Genomic DNA, 26,492 nt, shown 5'->3' with positions numbered 1-26,492 from the left:
TGTGTGGACAAAGCGGGCGCTCATCGCAAAATCTCACAAGTAAAAGGGAAAGAATCATCTCATATAGAATCCGATTTTTAAAACCCCTTTATATTTTCTGGGATTTTCCCCCACACTTCCCACACCTCCCACTCTTCCCACACTTCCCACACTCCCCACACCTCTCCTCTCATTTCTAAAAGGAATTAAGCCAAATTTAGTATTAATTTTCATTCCCCATCCAGGTAACGCCAATACCCAATCAAAATCCCGGATCCAATGGGTCCGCAGGTGTGGGTTGAGATTTGAGATATTCGAGGAATTCTAATAACTGTTCGTCAGTGAGTAAACTACGAGCGCGTTTGTTATAAGTCTGAATTAAATGTTCTCTTCCTTGTTCCCTTGTCCAACCCAAACGGCGCATTTCCACATCAATTTCTGCAATTGGATCTAGTAAACTTTTAGGTTTTGTTGCATCCTTGGACTCAGTTTTTTTCTTTTTCCTAGTGGTTGCTGAAGATTTTTTTTCTACCGATGCTGTCACTTTTGGTTCTTCCTCTATGGAATGTTCGGGTGACATAAATGACTGCACATTAGTGGAAGACATTAATGGTAACTGATTTTGAATAGCCCCTTCCTCTGGGGTATTAACCAGATTTTCTGAAAGTGGAGAATCAAATTTAAACTGGGAATCGACGTTAATACCCCCAGAATCAAGATTGGGTTGATTTATTTCTTGGGGTGGAGCATCAATATTTGCCGTGAATCCCGAACCTTGATAACTATATGTTGACTTTGCAGCAGTAAATTTATCTTTATCTCTAGCTGGTAGTACTTCATCAGCTTGGGCTGTTTTAAATTTCGGTTCCCTTGAACTCGATTCAAATTGTTTTGCAGCGATCATCTCTTTGACAACTGGTTTTTCTGGAACTGAGGCTTGGTTATGCTTAATCGCGCTAGCTGCTGTTTGAATTTCTGTCGTTTGACTTATTTTCTGCCGATCCAAATCTAATTCTGCTTTGACAGCAACTTCCTGAGTATTAATTTCCTTGGTATTAAAATGAGGGGAATGTCCTTGAGCTTCTTGAGCCTGACTAGCAAGATTTGTTGAATGATTCTGCGGGTCTGTTTGTTGTAAAACCATCAAAGCCCTTTCTCGTGCGCGATCTTCCGCGACTTCAATACTTTCTGCAGCTGCCATACCTGTGACGCGAGTCACACCCCGAAGCTGCACATTCACCCGAACAATATACTTGTTATGGTGAATTTGGATTAATTCAGAAATGATACTACCTTCAGGATACAAGCTCTGAAACTGAGCCAAAATCATACCTTCACCGTTATAAAATTACATGAATCACAGATAAGATTTGGTTAAAAAATATAAACTAATTTCACTAAAATTTGCTTACTCCCTACATAATGATTTGCAATTGAGCCTGGGAGATTATTCCTTTATAGATTATTTTAAATTCATATTAATGTTGCTTACCAAGTTCGAGTCATCAGCAAGAGTATGAAATAATTTTGTAGAGAATAATGAGGCAACAATTTAACTCCTCAATCTCTTAAACACCACTTAACGAATCAGGTAAATTGCAGTTGTTTGAAAGGATAACTTTACCAATCGACAACCTGCAAGCTTTTTGGTTATATGAGTTGAGATAAGCATGCAAAATTGTTATGGCTAATAATTTTGTATTTGGTCTTAATCTGCTATTTTAGTGCCAGACTGTCGAATATCATGCCTTTTATTGCTTGGCTTTCAATGTTCCTATTGTAGCATTAGGTTTTTGAAGAGATGTTTGGCTGCCACCTACGATTGTTAAGTATTCCGGCAAGTAATGCTATACTAATCACCCAACTGGACATCCAGAACTATTTTCTGGAAGTACGCTCTAAATCTACAATAGTAAAGGTAAGGTTCGCCTTTTGAGTTATTTGACCTACTTGCCTGATTGTTATCGATTCTACATATGGAACAATTTGGTTTGTCGGCAATATCTCCTAGTTTAAAATCAGAGTTGGATGGTGTAAAAGCACCTTTGTAGCTAAGATAATCAATAGCTTACGGCTTCTCTTCCCGTTTTCAGAAGATACCGTATTTAATGATTTATCCCAGCTCGACCAGAGAAAATCCCTTGCATAACTACCACTAAGGCGCACCTTACAGGACTGCGTGCTTTACCGGATTGTCTGGATGAAGGAACTGGAACCAAAAAAAACTCTGATGAGACTAACAGTACCCTTCGATTGGGGCAATTTGCCAAAAGTTTCTGTCGGTTTTAGGGGTATCAAGCCTGCGAACCACAATTGCACAAAAAAATGATGTTTTGACCAAAGGTCGTTTCACTGCATGGAATTTTCAATCGCCACACTGCTTGCCAATTTCACCGATAATAAATTGGTAGCCCGCAAGTTATTAGAAAAGAAACTTGGTTGTGAAGATGAGGAAAGTTTACAAAAACTTCACATCACTTTGGATGTTCTGGAAAAAATTGGGCTTTTGCTCAAAGAACGCGGTAAGTATCGGCTTGTTGCGGAAGAAGAACTAATTGAAGCAAAACTTCGTTGTTCCAGTAAAGGTTTTTGCTTTGCGATTCAGGATATGGAAGGTGCTGAAGATATTTACATTCGTGAAAGTCACCTGTCTAATGCCTGGAATGGCGATCGCGTTTTAGTTAAAGTTCTTAAAGAAGGTAGTCGCCGTCGCTCTCCAGAAGGCGAAGTTAAATTGATTCTAGAACGTTCCAATCACACCTTGCTGGCGCGGATCAAACAAGTTGAAGGTGGCTATCGCGCCGTACCTTTAGATGATCGTTTGTTGTTCGAGCTCAAACTCGCGATGAACGGGATGACTTTGGAGGAATCAATCGATCACCTTGCCCATGTGGAGGTAGTACGCTATCCCTTAGCGCAGTATCCACCAATCGGTCGGGTGGTGCAAATCCTCGGTAGCGATGCTGAAGCAGCAGCTGATATTGATTTGGTCACCTGCAAGCACGACCTTTCCCGTAATTTTTCCGAGACAATAGAAGCACTAGCATCTAAGTTACCCAAAAAACTTCTTAAAGCAGATCTGAAAAATCGTCTGGATTTACGCAAGCAGTTGACCGTGAGTATCGCTAATGCTTGGGGTGATCCCAAAACAATTGAGAATGCTTTTAACTTAGAGAGAAATGACGATGAGAACTGGCGATTAAATTTTCATATTTCTGATGTTTCCCATTACATCCAACCAGATGAGCCCCTCGACCGGGAAGCGATGAAGCGGGGTAGAGCGGTATATTTGGGAGATTTATTTTTACCAATGTTCCCAGATGCTGCTATTCAACGGTGTTCTTTACTCTCAGACAAAGACCGTTTAACCCTATGTTTTTCAATTATGATCGATCCTGATACAGGAAAAGTTCTGGAGTGGGAGATTCAACCTAGCGTTGTCAAAGTAGATCTGAATTTAAGCCAAAAGGAAGCCAAAGCCATCATTGCTGGTGAAGCTACTAAGCGTTCGGATGAAATTGTGGAAATGTTGCAAGAGTTGAATGCTCTGCGATCTGTTTTAGAAAAAAATCGTTTGAGTCGGGGTAGCTTGCAATTAAACTTACCTGCCAATCAAAATCCTTATTATGATGAGGGGATTTTGGGGTGTGTAGTATCTACCGATTCTCCCCTACAGTCGCTATTGACTGAATTGGTAGTACTTGTCAATCAATTAATGGCATCTCATTTAAATGCTTTGAATATTCCTGCGATTTGGCGAGTTCAAGGTACTCCCGATCCTGAAGATGTTCAAGAAATGCTCAAATTAGCAATCAATTTGGGTGTTGAGTTAGCATTACCGGAAGATGTAGATATTCAACCTTTAGATTATCAACATTTGATTCGGGTGTTTGGAGAATCAGCTTCCGAGCAAGTTTTAACTTACTTATTGCAGGATACTTTAAAGCAGGCTTCCTATAGTACTACCCAAGGTGCACATTTTGGCTTAGCATTGCCAGAAGGTTACACCCATTGTACTGCTCCATTGCGTCGTTATCCAGATTTACTCATGCAAAGGGTATACTACACCTTGTATGAATACGGACGCGATCGCCGCAATACCCGCGTGAAAGAACGAGTTAATTTGCGTTCTTCTTCCTGTCATGGCGATATTAACTGGAATGTTTTACCACCAGAGTTACAGCAAGAACTACAAAGCGATTTAACCCGAGTTATTACCCAACTTAACGATCGGGAAAAACAAGTCCTAGAAGCAGAAGCAGACTTGGAAGGCTTACAACGTGCTTCTTTGATGAAACAACGCATTGGAGAGGTTTTTAGTGGTGTAATTACTGGGGTTCAATCCTACGGATTTTTTGTGGAAATTGAAGTTCCACCATCCAGTTCCAAGAAAGGTAATGATTTACCCCTCAGAGTTGAAGGGTTAGTACATGTCAGTTCTCTCAAAGATGACTGGTATGAGTATCGCGCTCGACAACAAGCATTATTTGGACGTAAGAATCGTGCTTCCTATCGCTTAGGAGATAGAGTATCCGTACAAGTTAAAAGCGTCGATTATTATCGTCAGCAAATTGATTTAGTCACCGTTGGTAGTGATGGTTTGCCCATTGGTCGCGATATCAATGTTAATGATGACGAGCGAGGTGACATGTATTACAGCGAGCGCTTAGATCCTGAAGATATGGATGAATATGATGATGAGTAACTTCTGAATAAAAGATTGAATTCACAAAATTGAATTCATCAAATTGAATTCACAAAATTGAATTCAAAAGTACGATCTTGTATTCATATAAGCGTCCAGAAAATCGGACACGACCCAGAAAAGTAATTGGAAGTGTTAAGAACATCATATGCTTTACAGAAGTAAAGCAAAAACAGACAATGAAGAAAGGTAAAGGAGTTTAAATATTCCTATCCCTTTCTTCTTTCACAAGAATGTGTTTATTAACCAATGGGTTTTGGTCTATCTGGGCGCAATAAATCCTATTACCTCAAGTTCAACACCCTTTCAGGACAATATTCAAGAAAACTACTACTTCAACGTATAGTTCCCATTTCTTCCTTGGGGAGATGCTTGTGCTAAAAATGGGGGCTTTTATTTTTTGTTTTAATTTCCTTCCCCGTTGCCATTAATTAACCCTCAAAAACTTTAGATAATTTTGAATCTGAATCAATAAAACGTGTCAAACAATAATAAACTCTCAAATAACAAACCCCTGATTGTTGGTGTATCCGGTGCATCTGGATTGATTTATGCAGTACGCGCCCTCAAATTTTTATTAGAAGCTGATTACGAGATTGAATTAGTTGCATCCAAATCTAGTTATATGGTTTGGCAATCGGAACAAAGTACCCGAATGCCGGTTGAACCTGTTGCACAAGAGCAATTTTGGCGAGAGCAAGCAGGAGTAGAAACCTCAGGTAAGTTACGCTGTCATCCTTGGGGTGATGTGGGAGCCAATATCGCCAGTGGTTCTTTCCGGACTTTAGGAATGGTTATTATGCCATGCAGTATGAGTACCGTAGCAAAACTTGCCAATGGTCTTAGTTCCGATCTGCTGGAGCGGTCTGCAGATGTACAAATTAAAGAAGGACGTAAACTAATTGTTGTTCCGCGAGAAACTCCGTTTAGCTTAATTCATTTGCGTAATTTGACCATGTTGGCAGAAGCTGGAGTAAGAATCGTTCCTGCAATTCCTGCTTGGTATCATAAACCGCAGACCATTGAAGACTTAGTTGATTTTGTTGTAGCTCGAAGCTTAGATCAACTTGATATTGATTGTATTCCAATTCAAAGATGGCAAGGTCGTAATATTTAAAGTGAGCGAATAGGGAACAGGGAACGGGGAACAGCGCGACCAACCCGCAAAACGCAAGTTTGCTATCCAATTACCAATTACCATATGACGCTTACGCGTCACGCCTTGCTAACACTGCGTTAGCAGTGCGGGCGTATACCAATTACCGATTCCCTGTCCCTAACTCATATCGAAATCAAAGATCTAAGATAAAAATATAGGAATAATTAGTTTAATATTCCGGATCTCCTGCAGACGCGTTAGCATCAAAGTCAAATAAAGTACTTATAGCTTTAAATTATGTAATTTTTGAGCGCGTACGATGTGTCGAACGGGACATATAATCGCGTGTATGCTGACTTCTGTTATAAATCCCTCTTTAAATTGCTATGTCTGTAAATCGCTGGATTTTTTTGGTAGTGGTACTGGGAGGACTAACGTTATTTATAGCGCAAAACTTGTCAGTCGTCCCACCACTCCCACTAGTGTTTTTGGGTGTACAAACTCAAGCACTTCCCTTATCGATATGGATATTAATCAGCATTATTGCTGGTGCTATCGCCTATGAGCTTATTGCTAGTTTGCTAAAATTACCAAATATTCGCCAACCCCAAGACACCTTTAAATCTTTTAGTAATCGCCGCGATCGCCAAACAAAAACTTCAACTCGCGGTTATTCCCAACGTTACTCTACGGCAGCAGAATCAAGGTCTGAGGATAATAGTACTTCACCACCTAGAGATACAAATAGAAATCAAACTCGACAATATGACAGTTATGACAGTTGGGAAAATGCAGGGGAAGTAGATGATTGGGATTTTGAAGATGAAAGGGAAGAAACGTCAGCTTACTACCAAGACACAAAAGTAAGGGATACGAATACTTCGCGGAATAATCAAACAACAAGAAGTAGAAGTAATGATGATGATTTTGATTCTGATTCTGATTTTGATTCTGGCTATTCGTATAACTCACGCGAAGAAAAAAACTCGGGTGTAGGGAGAGCAGAGTCAATTTATGATGCTGATTATCGTGTGATTACTTCTCCTTACAAATCATCCAGCGCAGAGCAATTTGATGAAGCAAAAAACCAAGAAGAAGATTACGACGATGAGTGGGATTTTTTAGAAGATGATGATTTTGAGGTTAAGGATAAACGACCTCAGAAATAGAAAAATATTAGCTGATAGGAAAACTTTAGCTGTGCTACCTACGAACGCGTGATTCTTGCTTGACTCTGCCTGCCATTGCCGCTTCTTGGAGAGACATAAAGGCATTCAGGTCTTCTAGATCGTACTTTTGAGTTAGTAACTCGCGCAATTTATTTTCTGCTTCGAGCGTTAAACAACCTTTTGCTATGGCTTGTTGTACAACGTCACGAATTCGTGTCATGGTAAAAACCTCTCAACACCACATTTTTTTATTCGGACTGTCTTAAATACGATATGCATACTCGGTTATGTAATAACCGTGAAATTCGCAACGCTTTTGATTGAATATTTCATAATTAGTCATTTTTACAGTTGTTTATTAAACAAATTATTGTTTTTTTTATATTAGATCGAGTAACTTGGTAACTAGTAATACTGTAGCGATCAAAAACTATATTATTTATAGTTAAAATTACGCTACTAGAGTTTAGTGTTAGTTTATTTATATTGACTTGTCGGAACTTGATAAAGTTTCAAATAATTTATTTTAATTACAGTCAAGTATTAACATCTGGAATAAACGACTTACATATTACATAACAGACGTTATTAAATACGTTATCCATCATTTATTGTTCCATTTATTGACTTGTAGCTACTTAATGAAAACATCGTTAAGATAGTACTCTTTAGTTAATTTAAAAAAGAATCCGCATGAAAGCACCAGACAAAAATAACTTTGAAGAAGAATTTATAGAAGCTAAAAATAATTGGGAGTTAGAAAAGTTATATGTGGATTTAGCATCGGCAAAAGGAAAAGCTCTAACTCCTGTAGAAAAAAAGTTTTTGAGAGGTTTACTTTGCGCTTTTAGTCCCGCAGAGATAGCCAAAACTGTTTACAACAGTAATAGTAGCAGCACTGTAAGAGTATATCTATCTAATGGTTTATATAAATATATAGAAGAGATGCTGTGTAAGCAAATGGGATACTCAGTAAAAGTAAAAAATTGGAGTCGTGTAACTCCTTTATTAGAAAAAGCTGGTTATAAAAAAAATCGCATATCTATCAATGGAGTGAATAGAATTAATGGAGTTACAGCCTATCAAGGTAAAGAAAAAGCTGATTTTGTTAGTATAGAATCTGCTGCAAAACTAGATTGGGGAGAGGCGATTGATGTTAGTAGTTTTTGCGGTAGAGATGAAGATTTAGCCCAAGTTAAAGAATGGATTATCCAAGATAATTGTCGTTTAGTTTTACTCTTGGGAATTGGAGGAATTGGCAAAACAGCCCTTTCTGTCAAGCTTGCAGAGCAAATATCACAAGAAAATTTTGATTATGTAATTTGGCGATCGCTCCATTTATCACCATCGGTAGATGTACTTTTAAAGCAGATATTAAAAATAATATCTCCAGATTATGAAGGGATGATTTCTGATAACATCGATAATAATATTTCGTTATTAATTGACTGTCTGCGTTCGTCTCGCTGTTTAATTGTTTTAGATGCTTTAGACTCAATTTTATGTAATGGTTGTTTGGGAGAAGTAGATTATTCTAATTTAACAACCGATATTTTGGATGAGATAAATAGCATTGGTTATAATACTGCTCAAATTTGTTATCGTCCTGGTTATGAAGGTTATGGAGAATTGATCAGACGTTTGGGAGATTCTCAACATCAAAGTAGCTTGTTATTAACAAGTCGTGAAAAACCACAAGAAATTGTGGTTTTAGCCGGACAAACATTACCAGTCCGTTGCTTAAAATTAGATGGGTTAAATTATAAAGAAAGTGGTGAGATACTCAAATCTAAGGGATTCAAAAAAATAAAAAATGATGAAATTAAGCTGTTAATTGATTGTTATGCAGGCAATCCTTTATTTTTAAAACTGGTGTCAACAGCTATTCAAGAATTATTTAACGGGAACATATATGAATTTCTCGAACAAGGAACCGTAGTTTTTGGTGATATTCGGGCAGTATTAGATCAACAATTTAATCGTTTATCAACCTTAGAAAAGCAAATTATGTATTGGTTAGCACTGAATCAAGATTTTGTTTCCGTGCGTAAATTACAAAAAGAAATTTTACTTAGGGTTTCCCAAAGAGTAATTTTAGAAGCAATTGATTCCCTGCAAAGACGTTCTTTAATTATCAGAAAAGAGTCTAATTTTTATATAGCACCGGTGATCATAGAGTATATCGGTGAAAGATTAATTGAGGAAAACTTCAGATTAATGCGTCATAATAGCGGTCTATCTTTAATTAACCAAACAATTTTTGAAACTCAATTAAAAAACTATATTCGTGAGGAAGCCCTTAAAAGCAGATATCTGAAATGAAATAAGCGCAAAATAAATCTTATACTGAATTCTAGTTATCTTCCCGCTTTCTGGTACATTTAGAGATTAAGGTGGTAAAGCTTTTAACATGCAATCTTAATTCTGAAGCGGAGCGCAGTTACTTGTGAATAATTTATTACAAGGAATTAACTTGTACCTGATTGGCATGATGGGTGCTGGTAAGACTACTATAGGTCGCTTGTTGGCTCTTGAACTGGGATATAGCTTTGTAGATACTGACGAAGTGATAGTTCAAGCTGCGGGATGTACGATTAATGAAATATTTGCGGAATCAGGAGAAGCAACTTTTCGACAATTAGAAACTGAAGTACTGTCTCACATTTGTGCTCACACCAGATTAAGTATTGCAACAGGTGGAGGTATTGTACTGAATCAAAAAAACTGGAGTTATCTACACCACGGTTTGATTGTATGGTTAGATGCACCAGTAGAATTACTTTACAACCGTCTTGCGGAAGATAAGACTCGACCTTTGTTACAAGATCCAGATCCCAAAGGTAAACTGCAGAGTATTCTCGAACAACGACAAAAATTGTATGCTGAAGCAGATTTACGAATTAAGTTGACTGAAGGGGAAACACCAGAACAAATTACGACTAGGATATTAGAGCAAATTCCCAGCGTTCTCAAAAATCCTGTTTCTGCGGATGGGTAGTAGGGATTGGCGACTGGGGATTGGCGACTAGGGATTGGCGACTAGGGAGGGATTGGTGACTGGGGTGAGCCCGCGCCTAACGGCGTTAGCATAGCGTGGCGTTAGCCATATGGTGACTAGGGATTGCTGATAGCACGCCGCAAGCGGCATATGGGGATTGGTGATTGGAGACAGAACTGCTACTGTGAATTTGACTTTTGACTCATATTACTGGCCCCAAGGTGTGAGACATTATTGAGAGAATCATCAATTACAAAAACTTACACTCAAAATTTCTACCTTCTCCTCATGATTGTTAACGATTCCGAATTTATTCAAGAAGACGCTGCAACTCGCGTAAGGGTTCTGAGCGAAGCATTACCTTATATTCAACAATTCGCCGGTCGTACCGTTGTAGTCAAATACGGTGGTGCAGCGATGAAAGATAGCAATCTCAAAGATAAAGTTATCCGTGATATTGTTTTTCTTTCCTGTGTTGGCTTACGACCAATTGTAGTCCACGGGGGCGGTCCTGAAATTAACAATTGGCTGGGTAAAATTGGCATTGAGCCTTTGTTTAAAGATGGTTTGCGCGTAACCGATGCTCCCACAATGGATGTGGTGGAAATGGTCTTAGTTGGTCGCGTTAATAAAGAAATAGTCTCACTAATTAATCAAGCTGGTGGGTCTGCGGTCGGACTCTGTGGTAAAGACGGTAATTTAATTACTGCTCGTCCCCAAGGTCAAGAAGGTATTGGTTTTGTGGGAGAAGTCAGCAGCGTAAATATCAAAGTTCTTGACACATTAGTTGGAAATGGTTATATCCCGGTTGTTTCTAGCGTCGCAGCAGATGCAAATGGTCAGGCTTATAATATTAACGCTGATACTGTTGCAGGAGAAATCGCTGCAGCCCTCAATGCAGAAAAATTAATTTTGTTAACTGATACAGCAGGAATTTTAAAAGATTATAAAGACCCTTCAACTCTTATTCCTAAAATAGATATTCAAGAAGCTCGTAATTTAATTAAAACGGGTGTAGTCGCCGGTGGAATGATTCCTAAGGTGAATTGTTGCGTGCGATCGCTCGCTCAAGGTGTCCGTGCATCCCATATTATTGATGGTCGAATACCCCATGCTTTGTTATTGGAAATCTTTACCGATGGTGGTATTGGGACAATGATTCTTAGTTCTCAACTTGATTTTTAGAGGTTGGGGATTAGGGATTGGGGATTGGGGTGAGCCCGCGCCTAACGGCGTTAGCATAGCGTGGCGTTAGGCATATGGGGATTGGGATTAGGACTTGAATGGGAGTGATAATTAAAACTTAATAAGTTATTTCCTGTTCCCTGTTCCCTGTTCCCCATTCAATAAGAAATGAGAAAATAAAAACAGCAGTGTGCGGTTTGCGTAATAAAAGTGACTTCAGAAAGTTTAGAACTTGCCAAAGCTAGGTATAAAACTGGCAAAGCAGCCTTCGAAAATGGTAAATATCGAGAAGCCGTGGAAAATCTGGAAAAATCTTCCGCGTTATTAGCTCGCAATAGCCGGTTTGCAGGTGAAGTAGAAATTTGGTTGGCGACCGCCTACGAAGCTGCAGGACTTACTGAAGATGCGATCACGTTGTGCGAACGACTAAAACGTCATCCTTATCCAGAAACTAGTAAGGAAGCCAAGCGTTTACAATATATTCTTCAAGCACCCAAACTCAAACGCCCCGAAGAATGGATGACGAAAATTCCAGATTTTACAGATATACCTGATAATGAATCAAAAATTCGTCTTTCAGTTGCTCCCAAAAAATCTTCTGGACAACGTAAAAAACCTGAGCCAGAATTAGTTGACTTAACTCAAGTAAATACTAAGGATAATCGTTTTATTACGATTGCATTACTTGCTATTGCTTTAACTGTGGTTAGCCTAGTATGGTTTAGTATTTGAAGCTGCAAAAGTTAAGTAAAAATATTTTCTGTTTTTCACAATTAAGCTTATGTCAAGACTAAGCAAAAAAAATTCATTCACCACATTGTCATTTATAGGAAAGCTTTTGTGGCGAATGCGTCGTGTAATTTGCATTGTAGCAATAGCCCTACTACTATCGGGTTGTGTAGAATATGATGTTGGCACAACCTTTCATAACGCTAATAGTGGTGAGTTAGTGCAAAAAATCCAATTAGGGGACAGATTAACCAGCTTTAGCGGCGAGTCAGTTTATGATTGGTTAGATGATATTCAAAGTAGTGCTCGTCAGGTAGGTGGAAAAACCAAACGAGTTTCACAAAAAGAACTAATTGTCACCATACCTTTTAGTAGCGGACACGAGTTGCAGGAGAAATTCAATAAATTTTTCCACCCAACTCCTAAGAAGAATTCTAAATCTAAGGTCAAGTCAAAAGAGAATCAAGCTAATTCAGAATTCAATCAAATCGAATCAAACTTAGTAGTATCAGATAATAACTTTATTTTCTTTAATCGCGAACGCTTAATTTATAATTTGGATTTGCGTTCTTTGGGCTTAATTTCAACCAAGGGTAATTCCTTAGTTAATACTGATTCAATTCTCGATTTGGAATTTGCTCTCAATACACCCTGGGGTGCTAAGAACATAGAGAAATCTGAAAATGCACTTCCAGCAGAAAAACAAGGAGATAAACTTGTTTGGCAACTAAAATCTGGCAAACTTAACCATGTCGAGGTTGTATTCTGGCTTCCTAATCCTTTTGCTATTGGTACATTGTTGATAGTTTTATTTATCTGGGGTGGAATTTTCCTGAGATATACTGTTATTCCACTTCCTGCAATGGATCTATCTCAGACAACAGCGACTGAATGAAAATTAATAAAGTTACATTTTGGGAAGATAAAATTAAATATTTTCGATTGTCTTTTACTGTTAATGAGCGTACAACGCTCTATTTTTTTTTGATTTTTTCAAGGTTCGTATAACTCATTCAGCGAGTTTATAAAACTATTTTTGATCAGAACGAAAAATTGATGAATAAAAAATTGATGAATCATGAGTGCGTATACATTTCAGACTTAGATACAGCCTTCTTAATATCTGCTTGATGAATTAGCTCTTACAATTTGAGATAACAAATTGATTTGTAAATTCTGACAAGTACCAAAATAACAAAGAGCAAACCAATGAATAAGCGGATTTTACTACTTGTTATCTTATTTGTATTCATATTTGGGCTATTTTCTTCCCAAGAAACTAGTTATAGAGCGTTCAAAACAGATATCAATACTCCATTTACAGATTTAGTAAGAAATCTAGAAAGTTTAGAAAAAAGTATTACTACTATTCTTTTCTTTTTGGGTAAAGTTGCCCTAATTCTACTAATTTCTATTATTATTCAACGAATTTTATTTTTAATTTGGAATCGTTATTCACAATTAATAGTTGATAACTTTAAAAATGCTTCTGGAAATGAAGAACTTAATAGTGTACTACCTGGATTGAGTCAATTAGCTCGAGAAAGATTGCTGCGGGAAATGAGAGGCGTTCACAATAAACTCAGAGAACATGTTGATAAAGTTGCTCCGAAAAACTACCGCCCCAATGATAGGTTAGTATTGCCAAGAGCTACCCCAGACAAAAGATTAGCAAATTTAGTTGACTCCCTCAATGAATTCACACCGGATCAAATCGATCCAGTAGTACAACTATTAAATGTAATTTTCCCAACCTATGGGACAAAAGTTACTAGTATCCTCCAGAATCGAGGAAATAATAATGAAAAAATTGGTATTACTTTTGAAATTACAGATATTGAAGGTCACCTAGCCTCTAAACTTTATACTGTCTGGGAATCACCCCTAAACCTAGAAAACAACCAGGAGCAAAAATTAGAAGCAGAAGAAGGCGAAGAAGAAGAAGGAGAAGAGGAAAGCAGTGATGCATTACCATCCCTGAAAGAACGTTACCGATTACTTTTAAAACCTGCTACTCGGTGGTTAGCAATAGAACTATCGCGACGAGAAATGGTTGCAGCAGTACCCCACCAATTTTACTTTGGTAAAAAACGCACGCGCTACCAAGCTCAAATTCATCATTTTTTTGGCGTTCTTTATTATGCTAGTGCTCCGACTCACGGTTTCTTTTTTTATAAGCTAGCAACCGAAGATTTCCAAGCAGCAATTAAATTATGCCCTAACTGGTATCAACCTCATGAAAATCTTGCCGATATTTATAGTACTAAAGGACGCCAAATTAGCAACATTAAAGATGGGAAGATTAAAGGGTATGTTAGTGATGGGAGAAATTTACAAAGAAAAGCTATTTTGGAATATGAAAGTGCATTAAAAAAATGTACAGATAAAGAGTCAATTCGCAGAATCAGAATTCGTAAAGCAATATCTCAATTACTTGTAGGGGATCTAGTTCAAATTCAAGAGGCTAAAGATGAAATTGAGTATCTTGAGAAAAATTGGGATGCGACTCTAGAAATGAATGGGCCATTTATTTACAGTATGGCAACTTGGTATGCAATTACTTTTACTCAAGGTTATGGAGGCGATTCCATCAAGAAAATAGCTCAAACTTATCTTGTTTATGCTTTGGTAAGAAATACTGAAAATAATTTTTGGAAGTGGGCTGGGAAAGACCCAGACTTTCAAAAAATTCGAGGCAATTTTGCGGAGTTGCAGTTTGTACTCTTGAAGGAACTTAATAGATTTTCGCAATTATCTAATCTGAAAGGTGAGGAGTTTGCTAAAGCTATAGAAAAAATACTTAATGAAAGTAAATGGTTAGAGTGAGGTGATTATTTCTCATGAATAAAAACAAAAATTCCACGTTAAATACAAAAAAACTTACCACCAGAAAATTTAAGGGAAAAAGCTTAAATTTGAATAAATGGCGCTGGCTATTCTTGACTTTAATGAAATATCCTTGTGCTCAGCGCCGAATTCAAAAGATGAAAAAAAATAATGCTATTCATTCATCAATTGCTCAAGATATTATGCCTTGGGATGATGATGAGAGTAAACTTTTTCCCAACTAAAAAAATATCTAAAACTTTGATATTCAAGGTGATAAACGTTCTATTTCCCAAGTACCACCATCACACTTACTGTATAGTAAGCGGTCGTGTAAACGACTGGAGCGTCCCTGCCAAAATTCAATTTCCGCAGGGATGACTCGAAAACCTCCCCAATGGTTAGGACGCGGGACTTCTAAATCTTGATATTTTGCTTGAAGTTCTCGCAAGCGCTGCTCTAAAATTTCGCGACTGGAAACAATTTCGCTTTGATTAGACGTCCACGCTCCTATACGACTGTTAAAAGGACGACTGTGAAAATATTTATCTGATTCTTGAGACGAAATTTTCTCTACACTACCAGTAATGCGAACTTGACGTTCGAGTTGTGCCCACCAAAAAACTAGCGCTGCATGGGGATTAGCTATTAGTTCTTGACCTTTTCGACTATTGTAATTCGTATAGAAAACAAAACCCCTACCATCATAGTCTTTAAGCAACACCATCCTTGCTGAGGGCTTACCTTCAGAACTAACTGTCGCAACAGTCATGGCATTGGGTTCTGGTATGTCAACGGAACACGCTTGGTCAAACCATTTCTGAAATTGTATAACAGGGTTAGGGTCTACCTCAGTTTCATTTAACTCTTGCAGGGTGTAATCTTTGCGAAGATCGGCTACTGTTCTATCCATCGGTGTTTTTATTCTTGGCGACTAGCTAAAGTTAATCAACCTACTTGTAAAGAGTTTAGTTTGTAAAGAGTCTAATCTGTAGAAATTTAATCTATAAAAGTTCAATCTACAAAAATTTAATCTGTAAAAGTTTAATTTGTAAAAGATTACATCCTGCCTAACCCATATCACACAGATTGCTCCTATGCGCCTTTCTGCCTCTGTGCAAAATTTATTATTCTATGGTCTAAGTGGTCCAATTATTGCTCTTAACATTTGGCTGCTATCTTTACTATTTAGGTACTTTCAACACCCAATTACTCTTGTCGGTACAGCGGCTATTTTTGCTTTTTTACTTAATTATTTAGTCAAATTTTTAGAGCGCGCTCGCTTTAGTCGAACTCAAGCTGTAATTACTGTTTTGGGAATCTCCTTAGCATTATTAGTTATTTCAGTTATTACCCTTGTACCAATAGTTATAGATCAAACAATTCAACTACTACACCAAATTCCTGATTGGTTAACTGCTTCCCAAACTAACATAGAACATTTGGCAGATTTAGCTAGAAGGCGACGATTACCTTTAGATTTTAAACAAATTAGCGTACAAGTTAATACTTACATTCAAAATTTAGTTCAGCAAATTCCTGAAGGTGCTGTGGGATTTGCGGGAAGTTTGTTTTCATCACTAATTAATTTCATATTAATTGTCGTCTTAAGTTTTTATATGCTGCTTTCTGGTAAAGGAGTGTGGCACGGTTTAATAAACATACTACCAAAAAAAATTCGCGTCCCTTTTGCCAAGTCATTACAACTTAATTTTCACTATTACTTCTTGAGTCAAATTTTGCTTGCACTATTCATGGTGGTAAGCCTTACACCTATTTTCTTTTTGCTAGGAGTACCATTTGCCCTATTATTTGCCATAATTATTGGCATTTCCCAACTCATCCCTTTTGTGGGAGCAACCTTAGGTATTGGCTTAGTGACTGTATTAATTTTGATGCAAAATTTCTGGCTTGCAATTGAAGTTGCAGCAGTCGCAATCTTGATTCAACAACTTAAAGATAATTTGCTCACTCCAAAATTACTTGGTGATTTTATTGGCTTAAATCCTGTTTGGATTTTGGTGTCTATACTGATTGGATTTGAAATTGCCGGATTGTTTGGGACACTAATTGCAATTCCTATTGCTGGAACAATTAAAGATACATTTGATACTTTAAAGCACAATAATTCCTAGGGGTAAATGGGAAGAAATAGAGGTTAAATCCTATTACTTGTTTAGCTAAATATATTATCTACAGTTTTTTAACCACAAATTCCACAAAACCAAGCATAAAAAATAAATAAATCTGAAATTTTCTTATATTCAGCTTAATATCAAAAAACTAACAAACTATCTTTATTTAAATTTATCTGGGTAGAACTCAGATCCCCAAAAAATCTCTATACTTTTAAAATTTCTATTAATTTTTATATTAAATTTAGATAAAAATATCATGCTATACTTGATTCGTTGATTTTATGCTCATATTATTTTGCCGTGAACTACAGCTAAGAGGTTTATCTAAACAAGAAAAATCAAAAGTTGTATGACCATAAAGTTCTATTGGCTAAAAAACTGATTATCAGTTTCAAATAAAAACTTAAACCTAACTAATTACTTCCTAAATTTAGTGCAATGTTTCCAGTCAGACAATTAAACTTTGTTATTATTTTTATTCTTGGTTTGGGTTTGGTCTTATTTGCCATCCAGAACAGCGAGCCAGCAACGATTCAAATTCTCCCCAACCTTGAGGTAAAAGCACCAGTTGTTGTGGAGTTCCTGCTAGCAGTTGGCTTGGGAGCAATTTTGGCATGGTTATTTAGTGTCTGGACCCAATTACAACAAAATTTAATCTCCAGCCAAAAAGTTCGGCAAAAAAATATGGAGATTCGAGAATTAAAGAGCAAGATAGAAAATTATCAAGAGGAAGTTCAATCCTTAAAACTTGCACTTCCTCCAGCAGCTGAAATGCAAACCAAAGATTTGCAAGAAGCAAATGCTGATTAGGAAATATGAAAAATAAGGTTATCACCTTTTATATTGTGAATTTTTGACTCTGGGTGTGTAAATGGATGCTTCGGAGCTTTTAGAGACAATTCAGCAATTAATTTACCAAGCAGAACAAGGAAAAATCGATCCTTGGGATGTACAGGTAATAGAGGTGATAGATCGATACTTGGAATTAATGGCACCCCAAAAAAGATCGCGAAATTACGAAACCGATCTATCTCAGTCAGGGCAAGCTTTTTTGTCAGCTTCAATGCTGGTTTTATTCAAGGCAAACACCTTGATGCAAATGCAACTTACTCCAGAAGTTGATGAAGAAGTTTTGCCAGAAGACGAATTAGGAGGGGATGAAGATAATTTATTACTTTATAAAACTGGCAGACTCCCATTAGAGCGACAACTACGCCGTCGTCCTGCAGCAATGCCGCCCGCCAAACGCCCTGTAACTTTGCCAGAACTGATCGAGCAGTTACAGATTATGGCAAGCCAACTCAAATTAGTGCAAAAGGGGAATAAGCCTCCCCGTCGCAATCGAGTTCCGACTGTCAGAACTATGCGGGCGGCACTCGATCTAGCTCACCAAGAAAATCTTACGGAAGTTGCAGGGGAGTTAGAGCAAGTTTTATACCATTCTGCTTCAGAGTTACAATTAGAACATAACTGGGTCAACTTAGAGGAATTAGTAACATTATGGACTCAGAAAACACAGTTACAGTTGAAAAATCCCAGTCATGAGTCCCCTAACTCCCATACTGTGAGCGTATTTTGGGCTTTGTTGTTACTATCAGCACAATCAAAAGTTGAATTATTTCAAGAGGGCTTTTACCAAGAAGTGAAAGTTCGTTTGCTTGCTCGAGCTAGTAATCCCGAGCAACCTTTAGATATATCAACAAACTAATGCGGGCTAACTTGCGACCCAAGTTTTTATTTCATGGAGTTTTTTTTAGTAAAACCCAAAATCTGAGTAAATAGGTTAAAGATAGATAATGGATTTTCCTACAACTCCTTATGAATTGAATAAGTAAGGAGTTGAATATTAATCCATCCGGCACAGTGATGACTAAGAACACAAATAAACTGATGACTAAGTATCACTTGACGATCGTAAACTGGCTTTTGGTTGAGGAATAAATATCTATGAAGGCGATGATTCTAGCAGCGGGTAAAGGAACTCGCGTTCGTCCTATTACCTACGTTACACCCAAACCAATGATCCCCATCCTACAAAAGCCAGTGATGGAATTTTTGTTGGAGTTGCTGCGTCAACATGGATTCGATCAAATTATGGTCAACGTTAGCCATTTGGCTGAGGAAATAGAAAGTTATTTCCGCGATGGTCAACGTTTTGGCGTGCAGATCGCCTATTCTTTTGAGGGAAGGATTGATGATAACGGCAAATTAGTAGGTGAAGCGATTGGTTCTGCAGGAGGGATGAAACGAATTCAGGATTTTTCTCCCTTCTTTGATGATACCTTTGTGGTTTTGTGTGGTGATGCTTTAATTGATTTAGACTTGACAGAAGCGGTAAAGTGGCATAAATCTAAAGGTTCAATTGCAACTATTGTGATGAAATCTGTTCCTAAGGATCAGGTTTCGAGTTATGGGATTGTCGTTACTGATGAAGAGGGTCGTGTCAAAGAATTTCAAGAGAAACCCAAGGTAGAAGAAGCCAAAAGTACTAACATTAGTACTGGTATTTATATATTTGAACCAGAAATATTCAACTACATCCCCTCAGGGGTAGAGTACGATATTGGTGGGGAGTTATTTCCTAAACTGGTAGATATCGGTGCTCCTTTTTATGCGATACCAATGGATTTTCAGTGGGTAGATATTGGTAAAGTACCGGATTACTGGCAGGCAATTCAAGGAGTATTAACAGGCAAAATTAAGAACGTTGGCATACCCGGTCATGAAGTTGCACCGGGAGTTTATACTGGTCTGAACGTAAATGTAAATTGGGATAAAGTTGATATTCAAGGTCCTGTTTATATTGGTGCAATGACCAAAATTGAAGATGGGGCAAAAATTATTGGTCCAACGATGATTGGTCCCAATTGCTGGGTGTGCAGTGATGCAACGGTAGAAAATAGCGTAATCTTCGAATATTCTCGTTTAGGAGCAGGAGTTAGATTAGTTGACAAATTAGTCTTTGGACGCTATTGCGTGGATAAAACTGGTGCATCAATTGACGTTCAAGCAGCATCTTTAGATTGGTTGATTACAGATACTCGTCAAAAGCCACCATCTACAACCCCTATGGAAAGACAAGCGATCGCTGAATTGTTACAAACTAATGGCAGCTAACACAAGTAGTTGTTCGCAAATTAACATCCCCATATTAATAAATACTGTTTAATTGGGGTTTTTTATGCTCCTAACATCAGCAATCTGTTATATCCGATATTTCTTTAATGCTGGTGAATTATTTCTCCCTCCCCACAAAGTTTGGGGGGAGGAGTCGCTCAGAATGAATTTAAAAGTCAAAATTTAAGGTTCATAACCAATTGCAGCAGTAGGATGTTATGACAGTATTATGAGATTTTCACATCACAAACAGTCAAAATTTTAAACTTTTGATTGATTTTTCACTTGTGACTAAATTTTAACTTTTGAGCAAATAATTTAACTTTTGAGCAAATAAGTATACCGACTCAAACTTTGCTCGTAGGTTTGTAATAATTTTTGGGATTCTGATAAAGTAATTTGCTTCTCTTCCAAAGCAAGTTCGCAGCGTTGGCGAATTTTTTCAACCAAATCTTCCGAGTCATACTGCACGTAACTTACCACTTCACTCATTGTATCACCCTTAACAACATGTTCGATTTGATATCCTTTGGGTGTTAGGTGAATATGAACTGCATTTGTATCCCCAAATAAATTATGTAGGTTCCCCATTATTTCTTGGTAAGCTCCATTTAGAAACATACCTAAGTAGTACGGTTCTCCAGTTTTAAAAGCATGCAATTCTAATACCGACTTCACATCTCGAAGGTCGATAAAGCGGTCAATCTTTCCATCACTATCGCAGGTCAAATCTGCTAAAATCCCTCTATGGGTTGGTTCTTCATCCAAACGGTGAATGGGCATTATTGGAAATAACTGATCAATAGCCCAACAATCTGGAGCTGATTGAAATACTGAAAGATTGACATAATAAATGGAAGCCATTATTTCTTCTAAGTCTTCCAAATCATCAGGGACATATTCCTGTTGTCTGGTAATACCAAGAATTTTATGACAACAAGCCCAGTAAAGTCGCTCTGCTTTGGCGCGTTCTCTGAGTGGTAAAATTCCTAAATTAAATCGACTGATTGCTTCCTCTTTAAATTGGGCTGCATCGTGATATGCTTCCTGATAATTTTCTTCACTGATTAATTGATAAGTTTCCCACAGATAACTAATAACTTGGGACTCACATTCCTGTGGTGGTTCTGGCGCTTCAAAGGGTACTTCAGATGTACTGAGTACATCAAAAATTAACACTGATTGATGGGATGCAACTGCTCGTCCACTTTCACTAATAAGTGTTGGTACAGGTATATTTCTTTCTGCACATGTATCTTTTAACTCTGCCACAATATCATTGGCATAGTTTTGCATATTGTAATTTTTGGAAGCATAAAAATTAGTTTGGGAACCGTCATAATCTACACCCAAACCACCACCAACATCAAGATACTTCATGTTTGCGCCCAGCAATGCCAGTTCCACATAAATTTGGCTGGCTTCCTGAATGGCGTCCTTAATTACGTTAATTGCGCTAATTTGTGAGCCGACATGAAAATGTAACAGTTGGAAAGAATCTAACAGATCGGCATCCCTGAGCTTATCTGCTGCATTAATAATTTCGGGAATTGTCAAACCAAATTTAGCACGATCTCCAGAAGATGTTCCCCAGCGTCCCATTCCTCTAGTGCTAAGTTTAGCTCTAACACCAAGGACGGGTTTAATTCCCAATTGTTCGCTGACCTCAATGACCAGATCGACTTCTTCAATTTGTTCTAAAACTATAATTGGCATTTGCCCAATTTTTTGGGCTAACATAGCCGTTTCTATATATTCGCGGTCTTTGTAACCGTTACAAATTAATGGTGCACCCGGGGTGTCAAGTAATGCTAGGGCAATCATTAATTCCGGCTTAGAACCAGCTTCTAAACCAAATTGATGGGGTTTACCAAAGCGAACTAAATCTTCAATTAAATGACGTTGTTGGTTACACTTTACGGGGAAAACTCCACAATAATCGCCAGGATAATTGTAACGGGCGATCGCTTTAGCAAAGCAAGCATTTAAAATTTCAATTCGATTTTCCAAGATATCAGAAAAGCGAATTAACAGGGGTAAACCCAAATTTCGTAGCTTGAGAGCATTTACTAACTCATATAAATCCAGAGAACCACCACGATCTCCTTTCGGAGAAACAGTCACATGACCAGCAGCATTAATTGAAAAGTAAGGTTGTCCCCAACCTTCTATTCGGTAAAGTGCTTCACTCTTTTCTATTGTCCATTGGTCACGTGGTACTTCCTGAACTGTAGATGGCGGTAACATCTGTATATCTTGTTTCTTCCTACCGCCATTGAGTGAGACTGGCGTCTTATCTGAATGTGAATTTACCACCTCAGAGGAAGCAGCAGTTGACTTAACACCCATTTCTTCCTGACCTTTATGTAACACCGGCGAGCTTGCAATTTAACCTATTTATTTTTGAGGAGAATATCAAAATTGGCTATCTTTCTTATACGTTCTAACATAGACCATTAGCATCAGTAGACACTTGACAAAATATACTCAATAAATAGGTAATAAAATTCATTTATAAAAACTCATCTATAAAAAATTAATTTACAAAAAGTCAGAAGAAAGAACGAAAAAATTTAGATTCCAAAGATTTAGATTCCAAAGATTTAGATTCCAAAGATTTAGACTCCAAAGATTTAGGTTTCGGTAATTTAGGCTTCTCAGTTTCAGATTTTTCAATTTTAGATTTTTCAATTTCAGATTTTTCAATTTTAGATTTTTCAATTTCAGATTTTTCAATTTTAGAACCCTAAACTTCAAAACCCTAGACTTTAGATTGCAAAATCTTGAAACTCTCAAATTGAAGCACTCAAATTGAAACTCTCAAATATTTTATACAGGCAGTTGATACTAAATCAATAAATTCATGCCCTCTTGGATAACAAACAAGCTGGAAAAATAAAAACTTCAGTTACAACCTTGACTTTAGTGTTCGTATTGCAATTTCTGAGATAAACTACACTCTGATCGGTCATCTGTCATCTGTAGTGAGCAATTAGTCGAGACTCATAGTAATTTCGTCAATGACTCATGAGTAAGGACAAGGGGCTAATGGCACATGATAAATGACAACCACATACATCAAAATATTAGGAGATAGCTTTGGAACGCACTTTTTTAGCAATTAAGCCTGATGGAGTTCAGCGTGGATTGGTAGGTGAAATTGTCCGACGCTTTGAAACCAAGGGTTTTACACTTGTCGGAATGAAATTCATGAAGGTGAGCAAAGAATTAGCCGAATCTCACTATGATGTTCACAAAGAAAGACCATTTTTCTCTAGCTTAGTCAATTTTATTACTTCTGGACCGATCGTCGCCATGGTTTGGGAAGGAGAAGGTGTTGTTGCTGCTGCAAGAAAGATGATTGGAGCAACCAATCCATTAACAGCAGAACCAGGAACTATCCGAGGTGATTTTGGTGTGAATATTGGTCGCAATTTAATCCATGGTTCGGATGCGATTGAAACAGCCCAAAGAGAGATTTCTCTGTGGTTTAGTGATGAAGAATTAGTTTCTTGGGAATCACAAATGAAACCTTGGTTACAAGAATAATTCACAATTACATTCACACTTAGAAAATGGGAAATGGGGAATAAAGACAAGAGTTAGATTATCCTTTTGTAAGAGTAAATCATAGCTTGTGGTCGCAAGCATGTATGTCCTCCAGACTTATTGCACTCAAAATTTCCTCATCTCCCATTTCTAGATCAAGGGTTAGGCTAACACCCACCTGTTTTGAGGAATAAGCTATTGTCCTTTGATTTCTTTGTATGCTTCATTGTGCTCGCTTGTTTTTGCCAGTTCGGCGACATTTCGTTTAGAAAATCCCCAAGCAAGAATCACAGCAATGATACTAACCATTAACCATTGTGGGGGTACAAAAGCTTCATTAAATACCTTGGCTAATAAGCGCAAGCCTACCAAAGCAACTGTCATGTAACCTGCGTCTTCTAAATTGACAAATTCATCCAACCAACGGATAAACAAACCAGCCATAAACCGCAAAGTAACTACTCCAATTGTGGTACCCGCTATTACCAACCAGGTCTCATCAGAAACAGCAATTGCGGTGGTAACACTATCCAAAGAAAATGCTAAATCTGTTAAAGCAATTATTGGTATAACCTGCGACAAAGAACTGAACCGAGGACCATGATGGTGATGTTCTTCATCTTCCTCAGATGAAAAATGTTGAAATACTAGCCATAGTAAGTATGCTGCACCCAAAAGCTCGAATTGCCAAAAATTTTCTACCCAGGTAGCTGTCAAAAGTAAACCAATTCGCAATATGTAGGCGAATATCAAACCAATATTAAGTGCTTTTTCTTCTAGCTTTTTGTCGTCTAAGCCTTGAGCGATCGCAGCTAATGCAATTGCGTTATCAGCAGATAGAACTGCTTCTAAAAAGATCAGTAACAGCAGAACTATAGGAGCTTCTACACTGAAATTAAAGTGGAGGTATTCAAAAATTTGGTCTAGCATCCGAATTTTTTAGCAGCGCGAATGAAAAACGATCGGGTATAAAGCTTTTAATGTAAATAGCGCAACACATCGGGAAATGACGTCATTTCTCGTAATATAAAGAAGTTTTGGGAGAAGTAAAAATCTCAAAACCTTTATTCTTCGGTTAGAGAAAGCGTAAATCCCGCAAGTCGCTACTTTAATCCAGCTTAACTTGCAGCAGTAAGTTTATGTATTAATAGTTTTTTCTTTTAACCTATATAGGTTTTGAGAAATACAAATCTAAAATTCAACTTGATAAGCTTAGTCAAGGTGTTTGCTGAGGTTGGTGAATTTTTGAGAATAAATTTATTTTTGAAGTTCAAGTAGTATTTTTAACTACTTTTTCTAAGTAGCATGCATGTTTTAGGTGACAAAATTCATTTGTTCTTTTATTTGCTAAGTATATAAATAATTATGACAAAATATATTAACTATCTCGTCAACGATAAAGTATTTGGCATTGAAATTGTTTGGCATTGATTTATCACTTGTTAGCAAAGCGTGCGCTTTGTAGTACAAAGGTACTGCAAGTATTGCGCGTTAAATGTAGCCCGTAAGGGCGTGGCGTTAGCCATAAATTGGTAACTGACAACTGGTAACTGATAAGGTATAAGTTCAAATCAGAATGATACTGCTAAACTTAGAGAGACCTGAAACAATAGCGTCATTATGCTCAAGCGTTCCAAATTCGAGACAACTCAGTCTCAGATTATGCACCGTGCTGAGGACTTGATTAGTGCTGCCTCAAATCGTTACCGAATTACAGTTCAGGTAGCAAATCGTGCCAAACGTAGGCGCTACGAAGATTTTGAAAGTGCTGAAGATGCAATGATGAAGCCTGTATTGCGGGCAATTATCGAAATGTCAGATGAACTGACACAACCAGAAATCATTGGTGATATGTAGATTAGATCGGAAATAATAAACTTTTTAATCTCAAAGGATGAGCAAAAAATTGCAACCGCTCGCAAAATTGCTCAAACCAGAAAACGGTCAAACCTACCCCCCTTTTAAGCGGGGGTTAATTCTGGTTTTAACAGCAGCAATTTTTAATTTTGGTGTAGTTAGTTTTGAACTAGTAAATCATCAAGCAGCATTAGCTCAATTCACTAGTTCTGGAAATATTTGGCGACAAGTTTATCAAAAATTGCCTGACTTTCCCAAAGAAAATAAATATGTCGCAAAAGGAAAGCGTAAAGTAGCAGAAAACAATACTTTAGCTCGACGGATGATTCAATATCATCTCAGGCAAAAAGGACGCGCTCCAAATTATCGTCTGGATTGGAAGTTAACATTAGCTGATTACTTGGGTGCAAACGAAATTATGTATGATAATCAATACCCAGGTCACGATACTTTGAGGAAAAATCCCTTAGAGGGCGATCGCGCTGCTATTGCTAGTTTAAGTCGTTCTGAGCGCAACGCCTTGGTACAAGTGCTTGTAGATATTTTTACTTCTAGATCTCAATAGTCAGAAATCAGAAGTCAGGAGTCAGAAGTCAGAAGTCAGGAGTAAGACTGTTACTAGATACCAATTACCAATTACCAATTACCAATTACCAATTACCAATTACCAATCTCCCCATGGAACGTGTAGTAAAAAGTGGATCTGGTTGGCGCATAGGTTGGAACCCGAATGCTCCCATATATCAAGGTTTAGTTGGTACGGATTATTGGGCGATCGAACTCACAACTCAAGAACTAGAAGACTTTTGTCGGCTACTACAACAATTAGCCCAAAGTGTAGAAACAATTGCTTATGAGTTAATGGATGAGGAAAAAATTGCTTGTGAAGCTGAAAGTGATTTGTTGTGGATGGAAGTAGAAGGCTATCCCCACGCTTATGGTTTACGTTTTATTCTTAATACTGGACGTTGTGTAGAAGGTCAATGGGAAGCTTCTGCTGTTCCTGGCTTATTGCAAGCTGCTGGGATGTTGAAAGTTTTTTAGTTCATCAACTCTGTTCTTGATTCCCAATTGTCAATGCCCAGTCCCCAGTCCCCAGTCCCCAGTCTCTAATACCCTGTCGCTTTTTCAAAAAATCTAT

24 protein-coding genes are annotated in these 26,492 nt (G+C 37.6%); 18 read left to right on the top strand and 6 right to left on the bottom strand.

Annotation, left to right across the window (positions count from 1 at the left end):
* Positions 1 to 54: 54 nt before the first annotated feature.
* Together QNJ50_RS07415 and QNJ50_RS07410 are read right to left on the bottom strand one after the other, a co-directional pair.
* A complete protein-coding gene (locus QNJ50_RS07415) occupies positions 55 to 213 on the bottom strand; it encodes a hypothetical protein (RefSeq protein ID WP_300633685.1) in 159 nt (52 codons plus the stop codon).
* Positions 214 to 241: 28 nt separating this feature from the next.
* Positions 242 to 1,306, bottom strand: a complete 1,065-nt coding sequence (locus QNJ50_RS07410) for a hypothetical protein (RefSeq protein ID WP_300633713.1) — start codon at positions 1,304 to 1,306, stop codon at positions 242 to 244.
* Between the two features lie 1,029 nt (positions 1,307 to 2,335).
* On the opposite strand from QNJ50_RS07410, the gene QNJ50_RS07405 reads away from it, so the two are divergent.
* The 3 genes from QNJ50_RS07405 (at position 2,336) to QNJ50_RS07395 (ending at position 6,952) form a co-directional block, all read left to right on the top strand.
* Positions 2,336 to 4,684 (top strand): ribonuclease R family protein, encoded by a 2,349-nt coding sequence (locus QNJ50_RS07405; RefSeq protein WP_300633683.1) that lies wholly within the window; start codon positions 2,336 to 2,338, stop codon positions 4,682 to 4,684.
* 478 nt (positions 4,685 to 5,162) lie between these two features.
* Positions 5,163 to 5,801 (top strand): flavin prenyltransferase UbiX, encoded by a 639-nt coding sequence (locus tag QNJ50_RS07400; protein WP_300633681.1) that lies wholly within the window; start codon positions 5,163 to 5,165, stop codon positions 5,799 to 5,801.
* 368 nt (positions 5,802 to 6,169) lie between these two features.
* Complete coding sequence (locus tag QNJ50_RS07395) at positions 6,170 to 6,952, top strand: LapA family protein (RefSeq protein ID WP_300633679.1); 783 nt, start codon at positions 6,170 to 6,172, stop codon at positions 6,950 to 6,952.
* A 34-nt stretch (positions 6,953 to 6,986) separates the two neighbouring features.
* Here QNJ50_RS07395 and QNJ50_RS07390 read toward each other — a convergent pair whose 3' ends face one another.
* Positions 6,987 to 7,172 (bottom strand): hypothetical protein, encoded by a 186-nt coding sequence (locus QNJ50_RS07390; RefSeq protein ID WP_300633677.1) that lies wholly within the window; start codon positions 7,170 to 7,172, stop codon positions 6,987 to 6,989.
* Between the two features lie 473 nt (positions 7,173 to 7,645).
* Here QNJ50_RS07390 and QNJ50_RS07385 point away from each other — a divergent pair, with 473 nt between their 5' ends.
* From QNJ50_RS07385 to QNJ50_RS07355, 7 genes are all read left to right on the top strand, one after another.
* A complete protein-coding gene (locus QNJ50_RS07385; RefSeq protein ID WP_300633675.1) occupies positions 7,646 to 9,274 on the top strand; it encodes an NB-ARC domain-containing protein in 1,629 nt (542 codons plus the stop codon).
* Between the two features lie 124 nt (positions 9,275 to 9,398).
* Entirely contained in the window at positions 9,399 to 9,950 is a 552-nt protein-coding gene (locus tag QNJ50_RS07380; protein ID WP_300633673.1) for a shikimate kinase, read from the top strand.
* Positions 9,951 to 10,241: 291 nt separating this feature from the next.
* Positions 10,242 to 11,135 (top strand): acetylglutamate kinase, encoded by an 894-nt coding sequence (gene argB, locus QNJ50_RS07375; protein ID WP_300633711.1) that lies wholly within the window; start codon positions 10,242 to 10,244, stop codon positions 11,133 to 11,135.
* A 210-nt stretch (positions 11,136 to 11,345) separates the two neighbouring features.
* Complete coding sequence (locus tag QNJ50_RS07370; RefSeq protein WP_300633671.1) at positions 11,346 to 11,867, top strand: tetratricopeptide repeat protein; 522 nt, start codon at positions 11,346 to 11,348, stop codon at positions 11,865 to 11,867.
* Between the two features lie 49 nt (positions 11,868 to 11,916).
* Entirely contained in the window at positions 11,917 to 12,759 is an 843-nt protein-coding gene (locus QNJ50_RS07365; protein WP_300633669.1) for a DUF3153 domain-containing protein, read from the top strand.
* Between the two features lie 314 nt (positions 12,760 to 13,073).
* A complete protein-coding gene (locus tag QNJ50_RS07360) occupies positions 13,074 to 14,690 on the top strand; it encodes a hypothetical protein (protein WP_300633667.1) in 1,617 nt (538 codons plus the stop codon).
* 14 nt (positions 14,691 to 14,704) lie between these two features.
* Positions 14,705 to 14,935: a hypothetical protein gene (locus QNJ50_RS07355; RefSeq protein WP_300633665.1), complete on the top strand. Its 231-nt coding sequence runs from the start codon at positions 14,705 to 14,707 to the stop codon at positions 14,933 to 14,935.
* A gap of 23 nt (positions 14,936 to 14,958) precedes the next feature.
* Here the strand turns inward: QNJ50_RS07355 and pdxH are convergent, their stop codons facing one another.
* The gene (pdxH, locus tag QNJ50_RS07350; protein WP_300633664.1) at positions 14,959 to 15,603 is read right to left on the bottom strand and encodes a pyridoxamine 5'-phosphate oxidase; all 645 of its coding nucleotides are present in this window, start codon (positions 15,601 to 15,603) and stop codon (positions 14,959 to 14,961) included.
* A 184-nt stretch (positions 15,604 to 15,787) separates the two neighbouring features.
* Between pdxH and QNJ50_RS07345 the strand changes: the two genes are divergently transcribed.
* From QNJ50_RS07345 to QNJ50_RS07330, 4 genes are all read left to right on the top strand, one after another.
* Positions 15,788 to 16,825 (top strand): AI-2E family transporter, encoded by a 1,038-nt coding sequence (locus tag QNJ50_RS07345; RefSeq protein ID WP_300633662.1) that lies wholly within the window; start codon positions 15,788 to 15,790, stop codon positions 16,823 to 16,825.
* 441 nt (positions 16,826 to 17,266) lie between these two features.
* A complete protein-coding gene (locus tag QNJ50_RS07340; protein WP_300633661.1) occupies positions 17,267 to 17,638 on the top strand; it encodes a LapA family protein in 372 nt (123 codons plus the stop codon).
* Positions 17,639 to 17,699: 61 nt separating this feature from the next.
* The gene (locus QNJ50_RS07335) at positions 17,700 to 18,536 is read left to right on the top strand and encodes a ScpA family protein (protein ID WP_300633659.1); all 837 of its coding nucleotides are present in this window, start codon (positions 17,700 to 17,702) and stop codon (positions 18,534 to 18,536) included.
* 239 nt (positions 18,537 to 18,775) lie between these two features.
* A complete protein-coding gene (locus QNJ50_RS07330) occupies positions 18,776 to 19,945 on the top strand; it encodes an NDP-sugar synthase (RefSeq protein WP_300633657.1) in 1,170 nt (389 codons plus the stop codon).
* A gap of 318 nt (positions 19,946 to 20,263) precedes the next feature.
* Here the strand turns inward: QNJ50_RS07330 and speA are convergent, their stop codons facing one another.
* Positions 20,264 to 22,294, bottom strand: a complete 2,031-nt coding sequence (gene speA, locus QNJ50_RS07325) for a biosynthetic arginine decarboxylase (RefSeq protein ID WP_300633709.1) — start codon at positions 22,292 to 22,294, stop codon at positions 20,264 to 20,266.
* A gap of 750 nt (positions 22,295 to 23,044) precedes the next feature.
* Here speA and ndk point away from each other — a divergent pair.
* Entirely contained in the window at positions 23,045 to 23,494 is a 450-nt protein-coding gene (ndk, locus tag QNJ50_RS07320; protein WP_300633655.1) for a nucleoside-diphosphate kinase, read from the top strand.
* 195 nt (positions 23,495 to 23,689) lie between these two features.
* Here the strand turns inward: ndk and QNJ50_RS07315 are convergent, their stop codons facing one another.
* Positions 23,690 to 24,424 carry a TerC family protein gene (locus tag QNJ50_RS07315; RefSeq protein ID WP_300633653.1) on the bottom strand — a complete coding sequence of 245 codons (735 nt, stop codon included), beginning with the start codon at positions 24,422 to 24,424 and terminating at the stop codon, positions 23,690 to 23,692.
* Positions 24,425 to 25,114: 690 nt separating this feature from the next.
* On the opposite strand from QNJ50_RS07315, the gene QNJ50_RS07310 reads away from it, so the two are divergent.
* From QNJ50_RS07310 to QNJ50_RS07300, 3 genes are all read left to right on the top strand, one after another.
* Positions 25,115 to 25,351, top strand: coding sequence for a DNA-directed RNA polymerase subunit omega (locus QNJ50_RS07310; protein ID WP_027843726.1), 237 nt, complete (start codon positions 25,115 to 25,117; stop codon positions 25,349 to 25,351).
* A gap of 37 nt (positions 25,352 to 25,388) precedes the next feature.
* Complete coding sequence (locus QNJ50_RS07305; RefSeq protein ID WP_300633650.1) at positions 25,389 to 25,916, top strand: hypothetical protein; 528 nt, start codon at positions 25,389 to 25,391, stop codon at positions 25,914 to 25,916.
* 113 nt (positions 25,917 to 26,029) lie between these two features.
* On the top strand, positions 26,030 to 26,395 hold the full coding sequence (locus QNJ50_RS07300) for a DUF1818 family protein (protein ID WP_300633648.1): 366 nt from the start codon (positions 26,030 to 26,032) through the stop codon (positions 26,393 to 26,395).
* Positions 26,396 to 26,492 lie beyond the last annotated feature (97 nt).

It is taken from the genome of Mastigocoleus sp. MO_188.B34 (assembly GCF_030065675.1).
In the GTDB taxonomy this organism is placed as follows: Bacteria; Cyanobacteriota; Cyanobacteriia; order Cyanobacteriales; family Nostocaceae; genus Mastigocoleus.
The sequence above is the reverse complement of the archived record's forward strand: the minus strand, read 5'-3'. Positions and strand labels throughout refer to the sequence as shown.